General features: G+C 70.2%; 9 protein-coding genes, 1 tRNA gene and 1 pseudogene. 1 reads left to right on the top strand and 10 read right to left on the bottom strand.

What is annotated here, in order from left to right:
- The 8 genes and pseudogenes from AC0NH5_RS42705 to AC0NH5_RS42670 all read right to left on the bottom strand — a co-directional run.
- Nucleotides 1-125, bottom strand: a pseudogene (locus tag AC0NH5_RS42705) (sulfate adenylyltransferase subunit CysD); the annotation flags it as partial.
- 62 nt (nt 126-187) lie between these two features.
- Nucleotides 188-1078, bottom strand: coding sequence for a 3'(2'),5'-bisphosphate nucleotidase CysQ (locus AC0NH5_RS42700; RefSeq protein ID WP_474414161.1), 891 nt, complete (start codon nt 1076-1078; stop codon nt 188-190).
- Between the two features lie 52 nt (nt 1079-1130).
- Entirely contained in the window at nt 1131-2906 is a 1776-nt protein-coding gene (locus tag AC0NH5_RS42695) for a sugar transferase (protein WP_474414159.1), read from the bottom strand.
- 137 nt (nt 2907-3043) lie between these two features.
- Nucleotides 3044-3631, bottom strand: a complete 588-nt coding sequence (pth, locus tag AC0NH5_RS42690) for an aminoacyl-tRNA hydrolase (protein WP_474414157.1) — start codon at nt 3629-3631, stop codon at nt 3044-3046.
- An 88-nt stretch (nt 3632-3719) separates the two neighbouring features.
- On the bottom strand, nt 3720-4337 hold the full coding sequence (locus tag AC0NH5_RS42685; RefSeq protein ID WP_474414155.1) for a 50S ribosomal protein L25/general stress protein Ctc: 618 nt from the start codon (nt 4335-4337) through the stop codon (nt 3720-3722).
- Between the two features lie 568 nt (nt 4338-4905).
- A complete protein-coding gene (locus AC0NH5_RS42680; RefSeq protein ID WP_474414153.1) occupies nt 4906-5886 on the bottom strand; it encodes a ribose-phosphate diphosphokinase in 981 nt (326 codons plus the stop codon).
- A gap of 110 nt (nt 5887-5996) precedes the next feature.
- A complete protein-coding gene (glmU, locus tag AC0NH5_RS42675) occupies nt 5997-7439 on the bottom strand; it encodes a bifunctional UDP-N-acetylglucosamine diphosphorylase/glucosamine-1-phosphate N-acetyltransferase GlmU (protein ID WP_474414151.1) in 1443 nt (480 codons plus the stop codon).
- An 88-nt stretch (nt 7440-7527) separates the two neighbouring features.
- Nucleotides 7528-7599 (bottom strand) — tRNA-Gln (locus AC0NH5_RS42670).
- A gap of 125 nt (nt 7600-7724) precedes the next feature.
- On the opposite strand from AC0NH5_RS42670, the gene AC0NH5_RS42665 reads away from it, so the two are divergent.
- On the top strand, nt 7725-8327 hold the full coding sequence (locus tag AC0NH5_RS42665; RefSeq protein WP_474414165.1) for a TetR/AcrR family transcriptional regulator: 603 nt from the start codon (nt 7725-7727) through the stop codon (nt 8325-8327).
- A gap of 25 nt (nt 8328-8352) precedes the next feature.
- Here AC0NH5_RS42665 and AC0NH5_RS42660 read toward each other — a convergent pair whose 3' ends face one another.
- Both AC0NH5_RS42660 and AC0NH5_RS42655 read right to left on the bottom strand, forming a co-directional pair.
- Complete coding sequence (locus AC0NH5_RS42660; RefSeq protein ID WP_474414163.1) at nt 8353-8829, bottom strand: DUF4383 domain-containing protein; 477 nt, start codon at nt 8827-8829, stop codon at nt 8353-8355.
- 82 nt (nt 8830-8911) lie between these two features.
- Nucleotides 8912-10705 (bottom strand): ABC-F family ATP-binding cassette domain-containing protein, encoded by a 1794-nt coding sequence (locus AC0NH5_RS42655; RefSeq protein WP_474414149.1) that lies wholly within the window; start codon nt 10703-10705, stop codon nt 8912-8914.
- Between the last annotated feature and the right edge of the window lie 94 nt (nt 10706-10799).

The following is a 10799-nucleotide window of genomic DNA, read 5'->3' as shown; positions in this document are numbered from 1 at the left end:
TCCTTACCACCGGAGAACAGCAGCACCGGCCGCTCGAACTCCGCCATCACCTCCCGCATCACGAAGATGCTCTCGGCTTCGAGAGCATCCAGATGCGAGACGCGGTAGGGCTTCGTCTGGCTCATGGGTTCTGTCCCCAGACCTTTCCGGTCACTCTGTTGTTAGCGGGGGGGGCGTTGCCGAGTCGTCATTCTGACGGAAGATGCCTCTGGAGTGCAGCAAGCAACCGAGGAGCGAGATCTTTGCGACAGACGACCAGGTCAGGAAGCTTCGGGTCGGACCGGTTGTAGGCCAGCGGCGAGCCGTCGACGCGGGAGGCGTGCAGGCCCGTGGCCAGCGCCACCGCGGCGGGAGCGGCCGAATCCCACTCGTACTGGCCGCCGGCGTGCACGTAGGCGTCCGCCTCGCCGCTGATCACCGCGGCGATCTTCACACCGGCGGAGCCCATCGGCACCAGCTCGGCGCCGATGTCCTCGGCGAGCGAGGTGACGAACGCGGGCGGCCTCGTCCGGCTGGCCGCGATCCGGATCGCCCCGCCGGTCGCCGACTCCAGCGGCATCGGCGGGTAGGCCGGCGGCTGGTCGGTGGCGAGCGTGCGGTGCTGGGCCGGCATGGCCACGGCACCGGCCGCGAGGCAGGCCGGGCTGGAGCAGTCGGCCGTCCAGAGCGCCACGTGCACGGCCCAGTCGGTGCGGCCCTCCTCGGAGAACTCACGGGTCCCGTCGAGCGGGTCGACGATCCACACCCGGGAGGCGCTGAGCCGGTCCGGGCGGACGGTGAGCGTCTCGCCCTCCTGCCAGGCGTCGCGCGCGTGCTCGTCCTCCTCGGAGAGCACCGCGTCGGCGGGGCGCCAGCGGGCCAGCTCGGCCCGGATCAGCTCGTGCGCGGCCTGGTCACCGGCGGCTTTGAGAGCTTTCGGGTCCGCGAACCCCATCTCGTCGCGAACCTGGAGCAGCACCTGGCCGGCGCGTTCCGCGAGCCAACGGGCGAACGCGGCGTCGATGACCGGCGGCGCGCCGCTCTCCCCCGCGTCCCGCTGTGCCGCAATGCGCGCGGACGCCTTCGTCTGCTCGCTCATCGTCTCGCTCCTCCATCCAACCGCCGCACCCACGGCCCCGGCGGGCCGGGCACTAATATGCTCCGGATGACCGCACCACCGCGGTCATCGTCCTGAGCAGGATCACGAGATCCAGGCTCAACGACCAGTTCTCGACGTAGCGCAGGTCGAGCCGCACCGCTTCCTCCCAGGAGAGGTCCGACCGCCCCGACACCTGCCACAAACCAGTCATGCCCGGCTTGACGGCCAGCCGGCGCCGCACGTCGTCGGCGTAGGCGGCGACCTCAGTCGGCAACGGCGGCCGGGGACCGACCAGCGACATCTGCCCCAGCAGGACGTTGAGCAGTTGCGGCAGCTCGTCCAGGGAGAACCGGCGCAACCAGCGCCCGACCGGAGTGACACGCGGGTCGTCGCGGATTTTGAAGAGCACACCGTCGTGCTCGTTGAGATGTCTCAGCTCGGCCAACCGCGCCTCGGCATCGACATACATGCTGCGGAACTTGAAGATCCGGAACAGACGACCGTCACGTCCCACGCGCACTTGCCGAAAGAGTACCGGGCCACGTGAGGTGAGTCCCACGCAGAGCGCCACGCTCAGCAGTACGGGGCCGAAAAGGACCAGGAGCAGGAACGCGCCGACACGATCGACCAGGTCCTTCACCAGGCGCGATCCCCCGTGCAGCCGAGGATGCTCGACGTGCAGCATCGGCAGCCCGTCGAACGGCCGGATGGTGGTGCGCGCACCGGCCACGTCGACCAGCGCGCTGGCCACCACGAGATCCACCTCGTCGCGCTCCAACCGCCAGGCCAGCCGGCGGACGGCGGTCCCGTCCAGCTCGGGGCAGCTGAGCACGACGACGGTGTCGGCGTCCGCCTGCTCGACCGCGCGGGCCACCTCGTCGAACGTCCCGTAGACCGGCAGATCGGTCAGCCCGATGCCGTCGGCGCCCGGCGGCAGGCAGGCGCCGACCACCTCCAAGCCGTGGTAGCGCTCCCGGCGCAGCTGCCGGGTGATGCCGATGACCGACAGTTCGTGACCGACGACAATCACCCGTCGGAGGTTCTCCCCCCGTGCCCGGGCCCAGTGCAGCCGCTTGCGGAGCAGGAACCGGGACACCAGCACCGATACGATCGCGCCCGGCAGCGCGGCCAGCACGTACGACCTGGCGAGGTCGAGATCCAGCGCATAGGAGACGACCGCGGCACCGGCGATGAGACCGACGCCGCCCCGGATCACCCGCTGGTACTCGTCACTGCCGACGAAGAGGAACCGTCCCTCGTACGCCCGGCAGAACGCCATCGCGAGCAGCAGAGCCGCCGGCAACAGCGCGGACAGGATCAGGTAGGCCCGGTTGTACTGGGTGACCGCGTCCCCGAAGCGAACCATGAAGGTCGTCAGCCCGGCGGCCACCCCGCTGGTCAGGTCGGTGAGAACCAGGGCCCGGACGTATCGCCGCTCCCAGAGCTGCCGCCGGGACATCGCCGCGTGCCGGCCGCGGGTGCGGACGAATGGCCGGTTCGGTGTCCGGGTCGCCTGGGACCGGTTCGGCCGCGGCGACCAGTGCCGGCTGGCCGCGCTGTTGCGGGCCCGGTCGGTGGCGAAGGACGGCTGATTGCGGGTCTCCGCGCCGGCCGGTGGCGGGCTCAGCGGGGAGACCGGTGCGGGAATTTTGTTGAGAGCCGAGCTCCGCTGCGGGGGACGCTGCGGTCCGGCGTTACCGGGGGGATGGTTCGCCAAGCCGTACCCGGGCGGCGGGTCCTCCGGCACGCGGTCGGGCCGGATCTCCGGCAGGATCGCCGTGGGTTCGGTCAACGCGTCCGCCCGGTCCTCGGACACGTCCTGCGACATCCTCGAACCTCCCGTCACGTCAGCCAGCGCACGAGTGCGCGCGTCCGTGTGACCAACGGACGGACGGTGGAGGGCGTCACGGGGCCGCTAGGCGTACAAAACGACCCAAACGGATTTTTTGTTCCGCCTGCGGACGGTCATCCTCCGTGGTATTTGTTCTGCGCCCACTCGACGCCCTCGAGGACGACCGCCTCGACCACGTCGGCCGCCCGATCCACCAGAAAGTCCAGCTCCTTGCGCTCCGCCGCGGAGAAGTCGGAAAGGACGTAATCGGCGGGGTCCTGCCGACCCGGTGGACGCCCGATCCCGAACCGCACCCGCGCGTACTCCTTGCTCGCGAGCGACTTCGACATCGAGCGCAGCCCGTTGTGCCCGCCCTCGCCTCCACCGCGTTTCGCCCGAACCTGTCCGAACGGCACATCAAGCTCATCATGCACCGCGATCACATGCGCCACGGGAACTTTGAAGAACTGCGCCAGCGCCACCACCGGAGCGCCCGACAGGTTCATGTAGGTCAGCGGCTTCACCAGGATCAGCCGCGGCCCGCCGAAGCCGAGACGCCCCTCCGCGGCATCGGCCTGCGCCCGCTTCGCCCGGCCGAACCTGCCGCCGACCCGGGAGGCCAGCAGGTCGGCCACCATGAAGCCGACGTTGTGCCGGTTCCCCGCGTACTCCCGGCCCGGATTACCCAGACCCACCACCAGCCAGGGCGCCTCGTCGCTCACCTATCCGCCTTCCGCAAATACGACATCAGGGAAAGTGCCGTCCGGCACTTTCCCTGATGTTCTGGTCTACCGCTGCTGCGCGTCAGACTTACTCGCCGCTGTCGCCCTCGGTGGTGTCGCCACCCTCGGCGGCCTCGGCCTCGGCCGGCGCCGCGTTCTGCGTCGAGGCCGTGATCATCGCCAGCAGGAAGTCGGGGTCCACCGCGAGCTCGGTGCCCTTCGGCAGCTTCAGGTCGCCCGCGGTGACCCGCGCGCCGGCCTCGAGGCCCTCGATCGACACCTCCAGCTCGGACGGGAGGTGCAGCGCCTCGGCGACCACCGAGACGGTGTTCGACTCGTGCACGACCAGGGTGCTCTTGGCGGCCTCACCGGTCAGGGTGACCGGGATGTCCACCTGGATCTGCTCGCCCCGCTTCACGATCAGCAGGTCGATGTGCTCGTAGGTGTCCTTGATCGGGTCACGCTGGATCGCCTTCGGCAGGGCCAGCGTGGCGCCCGAGTTGCCGGCGATGTCGATCGTGAAGATCTGGTTCATGCCACCGTGGCGGATGGCGGCCGCGAACTCACGGGCCGGCAGCGCGATGTGCTGCGGCTTCTCGCCGTGGCCGTACAGCACGGCGGGCACCAAACCGGCCCGGCGCGTGCGGCGGGCACCACCCTTGCCGAACTCGGTGCGGGGCTCGGCGCTGATCTTTACCTCGGACACGGGGTACTCCTGAAACTCTTCGATGCGGGCTGCGTCTAAGTCTGCGGCTGCGGTATCCGGCAGTGCTGCGGTGTGGACCGCTGGTGTTTCGGCGCTGCCGGGCAAGGGGCGCGCTGGGCACAGGCCCGGAGCACCGCGTCGATGACGGCGCCTCGAGCGGACTGCGAACCTCAACAGCCCACGAAGCACCCTCGCCGTGGCAACCGTACTAGCTTACCTGGCACGATCGCGCATCCTTCAGCGGCCCCGGCAGGCTGTCGGCGTCCGCGAAAAAACCACCCCGCCGATGCAACTTGCACCACAGCCTTTGTCGTACGCGTGACCGGACTCCCCGCCGAACCAGGCGTCCCGGGGCTACCCCGCGGCCCACTGCCCACTCACCGACCGCCCGGCGACCGCCGGGCTGACCTGCAACGCAGGCCCACCCCAGCGTGGGGACTTCCGGTGCGCAGCGCACCTCAAGTCCCCACACTGATTGGCGCCCACTCGAGCGTGGGGACTTCGAGTGCACAGCGCACCTCAAATCACCACGCTGTGGCGGCCCGCCGGAGCGTGATTTCGGGGCTGTCTAGCTGAGGCCACCGAACAAAGTGGTCACCGAGCCGTCGTCGAAGACCTCCCGGATCGCCCTGGCCAGCAGCGGCGCGATCGACAACACAGTGATCTTGTCGAGCCGCTTCTCCGGCGACAGCGGCAGCGTGTTGGTGACCACCAGCTCGCTGATCCGGCTGTTCTTCAGCCGCTCGGTCGCCGGGTCGGACAGCAGCGCGTGGGTGGACGCCACGATCACGTCCGCCGCGCCCTCCTGGAAGAGGATGTCCGCGGCCTTGGCGATCGTCCCACCCGTGTCGATCATGTCGTCGACGATCAGGCAGACCCGGCCCTCGACCTCGCCGACCACCCGGTTCGCCACCACCTGGTTCGGCTTCAGCGGGTCCCGGGTCTTGTGGATGAACGCCAGCGGGCAGCCACCCAGGCGGTCGGTCCACCGCTCGGCCACCCGGACCCGTCCCGAGTCCGGCGCCACCACGGTCATCGGCCGGCCGGCGTACTTGCGCTGCACGTAGTCCGCGAGGATGTCCATCGCGAACAGGTGGTCCACCGGCCCGTCGAAGAACCCCTGGATCTGGGCGGTGTGCAGGTCCACGGTGAGAATCCGGTTGGCGCCCGCCGTCTTCAGCAGGTCGGCGACCAGCCGGGCCGAGATCGGCTCCCGGCCCCGGTGCTTCTTGTCCTGCCGCGAGTACGGGTAGAACGGGAGCACCACGGTGATCCGCTTGGCCGAACCGCGCTTCAGCGCGTCGATCATGATCAGCGTCTCCATGACCCAGCGGTTCACCCCTTCGGTGACCGACTGCACCACGAAGGCGTCCGACCCCCGGACCGAGTCCCGGAAACGAACGAAGATCTCACCGTTGGCGAACTCGTACGAGTCCGACGGTGTCGGCGCCACACCGAGCACCTGGCCGATCTCCTCCGCCAGTTCCGGGAAGCCCCGGCCGGAGAAAAGCATCAAACTCTTACGGTTCTCCGCGACGATGCTGCCCATCGACTCGCTGCTCCCGTTGCTCAGGGGGTGGGTTCGAGTGAAGTATCCCTGTCGGCCACGTAACCGCCACGTTTCCACGCTCCCGGGTGGGATGCCTCACCCCCGCTGGATCACTCCTGCTCACCGGTGATATCCGCGGCGCGCTCAGCGGCCTCGGCGGAGACCGTCCCGGGCCGCTTGCGGGCGGTCCAGCCCTCCACGTTGCGCTGCTGGGCACGGGTGACGCCGAGGTTGCCCGCGGGGACGTCCTGGGCGATCGCGCTGCCGGCCGCCACGTAGGCGCCCGGACCGATCTCCACCGGGGCGATCAGCACGGTGTCCGAGCCGACGAAGGCGGCGTCACCCACCGTGGTCCGGCTCTTCCGTACGCCGTCGTAGTTCGCAAAGATCGTGCCCGCTCCGATGTTCGCCTTGGCCCCGATTGTCGCGTCTCCGACATAGGACAGGTGCGGCACCTTGGCGCCCTCGCCCAGTTCGGCGTTCTTCGCCTCGACGAATCCGCCGATCTTGGACTTGCGGGCCAGCCGGGTGCCGGGCCGCAGGTACGAGAACGGGCCCACCGTCGCCTCCGGGCCGATCTCCGCGCCGATCGAGTGGGTGCGCAGCACCGACGCCCCGGCGCCCACCGCGGTGTCGACGAGCGTGGTGTCCGGGCCCACGACCGCGTCGCGGGCCACCGTGGTCGCGCCGGACAAGCGGCAGTTCTGCTCCACCACGGCGTCCGGCTCCAGCGTCACCGTCACGTCGATCCACGTGGTCGCCGGGTCCAGCAGCAGCACCCCGGCACGCATCCACGCCTCGTTCACCCGGTCGCGCATCAGCACGCGCAGCCGGGACAGCTCCGCCCGGTCGTTGCAGCCGAGCGTCTCGTACGCGAACTCGGCGACCTCGATCGCCACCGGGTGGCCCTGTCCGGCCAGGATCGCGAAGACGTCGGTCAGGTATTCCTCGCCCTGCGCGTTGTCGGTGGAGAGCTTGCCCAGCGCCTCGCGCAGCAGCACCGCGTCGAACGCGTAGATCCCGGAGTTGATCTCGCGGATCGCGAGCACCTCCGGCGACGCGTCCTTCGCCTCGACGATCCGCTCCAGGTTGCCGTCGGCGTCCCGGACGATCCGGCCCAGCCCGCCCGGCTCCGCCACCTCGGCGCTCAGCACGGTCGCCGCCGCGCCGGCACGCTCGTGGGTGGCCAGCAGCGCCTCCACCGTCTCGGGGCGCAGCAGCGGAACGTCACCGCTGAGCACCACCACCGTGCCGGTCAGGTCCGGCGCGGCGTCGAGGGCGATCCGGACCGCGTGCCCGGTGCCGTTCTGCTCGGCCTGCAGGACCGGCGTGGCGTCCGGCGCGGCCTCGGTCAGGAACGCGCCGACCTGCTCGGCCTTGTGGCCGACCACGACCAGGGTGCGATCGGTGTGGATCGCCGAGGCGACGTGCAGGACGTGCCCGAGCAGAGTCCGGCCGAGCAGCGGCTGCAGAACCTTCGGCGTCGCGGACTTCATCCGCTTGCCCTCACCCGCGGCGAGGACGACAACGGTACGGCTGGGGGCCTGGCTCACGCGGCAACTCCATCGTTCGCAGTGGCATCTTGCAGGGGCGGCAGCGATCGCGCCGCCCGCAGCCATCGGGGCTCAACCACAGAAGTTGCTCGGCCGCCAGGACTCGAACCCGGAAAACTAGGACCAAAACCTAGTGTGTTGCCAATTACACCACGGCCGAATGTTGCTGGAGACAGACTAGCGTCCCGCCGTTCACCCGCGATAAGCGGACGAACCCTCTTGGATGAACACTGGCAGGATGGCCGGGTGACCGAACACGGGGACCCCAGAACGCCGCGGACGAGGATGTCCGCGGCGCAACGCCGGGAACAACTGATCGTGATAGGCCGGCAGCTGTTCGCCGAACGTGGGTACGACGCGACGAGCGTCGAGGAGGTGGCCACCCGGGCGAAGGTCTCCAAACCGGTGGTCTACGAGCACTTCGGCGGCAAGGAGGGGCTCTACGCGGTGGTCGTCGACCGCGAGGTGCGTGCCCTGCTGGACCGGATCGCCGCGGCGCTGACCGCCGGCCATCCGCGCGAGCTGCTGGAACAGGCGGCACTGGCGCTGCTCGACTACATCGACGACGAGCCGCACGGCTTCCAGGTGCTGGTCAGGGAGTCGCCGGCGCTCTCCACCGGGGGCAACTTCTCCAGCGTGATGAGCGACGTGGCGCATCGGGTGGAGCACATCCTGGGCGCCGAGTTCAAGAGCCGGGGCATCGACCCGCGGTTCGCCGAGCTCTACTCCCAGGCGCTGGTCGGGATGGTGGCGCTGGTCGGGCAGTGGTGGCGGGAGGCGCGCAGACCGAAGAAGGAGATGGTCGCCGCGCACCTGGTGAACCTGGCCTGGAACGGCCTCTCCCACCTGGACACCGAGCCGGAGCTGCTGACCCGCCGGATCCGCTGAGACGGACCCGGCGGCGTCGCGGCGGTCAGGCGGTGCGGCCCTCGCGGACCTGGCCCTCGCGCACCTGGCGCGGCGCGCCGGCCTGCGACTGCGGGACCACCTTGCTGTACAGGCTCACCGTGATCAGCAGCAGCCCGGCGATGTAGGTGACGATCACCGTCGACACGCTGAAGCCGAGGAAGTTCGCGTCGGTCCGGATGGTCGCCAGCGCGTAGGTGCCGAGCACCAGCAGGCCCCACCCGAGGTACTTGTCGATCGCCACGTCGAGGTTGCGGCCCACGACGGTGCCGAGCAGGACGAGACCACCGACGATCAGCGAGATGATCGACCAGAGCATGTTGCTCTCCTGGCCGAGAACCCGGATGCCGGTCTCGTTCGCGAACGGCTCGCCGGCCGTCTGGATCAGGCCCAGGATGCCGAAGGCCACGAGGTAACCGCCGGTGATGAAGCCGACCACGCGGTAGATCGGCCGCAGGGGGTGGTTGACCGGGTTGTGCGCCATGCTGTCCGTCTCCAAGGTCAGGTGTCTTCGGACCGATTCTCGCGTATCGGCGACAAGGGCGCAGTCACACCCCCCGGATCAGTTATCCCCCAGCCTGGTCGGCCAACTCCAGCCAGGCCTCCTCGGCCTGCGCGCGCTCCTCCTGCACCGCCTTGAGCTGCGCTTCCAGCTCGACGATCTTCCCGTAGTCGCTGCCGTGCCGGGCCAGACCCTCGTTGATCTTCGCTTCCTTCTCGCCGAGCTTGTCCATCTGCCGCTCCAGCCGCGCCAGCTCCTTGCGAGCCAGGCGCAACTCACCCGAGGACAGGCCCGGCGCGCTCGGCGGCGTTTCCGGACCCTTCGCGGGTACGACCGGAGCACCCGGCGTGGCGATGCGGGCCAGGTATTCGTCGATGCCGCCCGGCAGGTGCACGAGCCGCCCGTCGCCGAACATCCCGTAGACGCTGTCGGTGACGCGCTCCACCAGGTAGCGGTCGTGGCTGGCCACCACCATGGTCCCCGGCCAGGAGTCCAGCAGGTCCTCCAGCGAGGCCAGCGTGTCGGTGTCCAGGTCGTTCGTCGGCTCGTCGAGCAGCAGCACGTTCGGCTCGGCGGCCAGCAGGCGCAGCATCTGCAGGCGGCGCCGCTCACCACCGGACAGGTCGCTGACCGGTGTCCAGATCCGCTTGTCGGTGAAGCCGAACACCTCGGCGAGCTGACCGGCGGAGAGTTCCCGGTCGCCCAGCTTGACCCGCTTGGCGACCTCCTCCACCGCCTCCAGCAGGCGCAACTCGCCGGGCAGCTCCTTGAGCTCCTGGGAGAGGAACGCCGGCCGCACCGTCGATCCGGTGACCAGCCGGCCGCCGTCCGGTTTCGTCACGCCGGCCAGCAGCCGCAGCAGGGTGGTCTTGCCGGCGCCGTTGGCGCCGAGGATGGCGATCCGGTCACCGGGGCCGACCTGCCAGGTGAGCTCCCGGAAGATCGGCTTCGGCCCGGCGTTCAGGGTGACCTGCTCCAGGTCGAACACCTGCTTGCCGAGCCGGGTGGTGGCCAGCCGCTGCAGGCTGACGGTGTCGCGGACCGGCGGGACGTCGGCGATCAGCTCGTTGGCGGCGTCGATCCGGAACTTCGGCTTCGAGGTCCGGGCCGGCGGGCCCCGGCGCAGCCAGGCGATCTCCTTGCGGAGCAGGTTCTGCCGGCGGGCCTCCACGGCTGCGGCGACCCGCTGCCGTTCCGCCCGCGACAGCGTCCACGCCGCATAGCCGCCCTCGTACGCGTGGACCTGCTCGTCGACGACCTCCCAGGTCGCGGTGCAGACCTCGTCGAGGAACCAGCGGTCGTGGGTGACCACCACCAGGGCGCCGCGACGGGTGAGCAGGTGCCGGGCCAGCCAGGCCACCCCGGCCACGTCGAGATGGTTGGTGGGCTCGTCCAGGATCAGCAGGTCGCTCTCGCGGATCAGCAGGGCGGCCAGGGCCACCCGGCGCCGCTCGCCACCGGACATCGGGCCGACCGGGGTGTCCAGGCCGAGATGGCCCATCCCCAGACCGTCCAGAATGGTGCGGACCCCGGCGTCGCCGGCCCACTCGTGCTCGGCCCCCATGTCCTGGGCGAGCCAGGCGGTGCCGAGCACCACGTCGCGCACGGTCGCGTCGGCGGCCAGCGCAAGGTTCTGGGGAAGGGTGGCGACCCGCAGGTCACGGCGATGGGTGACCCGGCCGGAGTCGGGCTCCTCGGTCTTGCCGAGCAGCCGCAGCAGGGTCGACTTGCCGGCGCCGTTGAGACCGACGATGCCGACACGGGCGTCGTCGTCCAGGCCGAGCGAGACGTCGGTGAGCAGCTGACCGGCGGCGCCGTAACCCTTGTTGACCCGGTCCAGGTTGATGATGTTGGCCACGATGCGTCTAGGTTACCCGCGCGCCGCCCGCCGCCCTCGGCGCGGTGACCGCCGCCTCACCCCGTCCGTGGCCCGCCGGGCTCAGACCACCCGC

The organism is Actinoplanes sp. 13 (assembly GCF_056134165.1).
This window is presented reverse-complemented; position numbering and strand designations above follow the sequence as displayed.

Coding starts and splice junctions, on each gene's coding strand:
- AC0NH5_RS42700 (WP_474414161.1), bottom strand. CDS start 1,078: ATGAGCGAGCAGACGAAGGCGTCCGCGCGCATTGCGGCACAGCGGGAC.
- AC0NH5_RS42695 (WP_474414159.1), bottom strand. CDS start 2,906: ATGTCGCAGGACGTGTCCGAGGACCGGGCGGACGCGTTGACCGAACCC.
- AC0NH5_RS42680 (WP_474414153.1), bottom strand. CDS start 5,886: ATGGGCAGCATCGTCGCGGAGAACCGTAAGAGTTTGATGCTTTTCTCC.
- AC0NH5_RS42665 (WP_474414165.1), top strand. CDS start 7,725: ATGTCCGCGGCGCAACGCCGGGAACAACTGATCGTGATAGGCCGGCAG.
- AC0NH5_RS42660 (WP_474414163.1), bottom strand. CDS start 8,829: ATGGCGCACAACCCGGTCAACCACCCCCTGCGGCCGATCTACCGCGTG.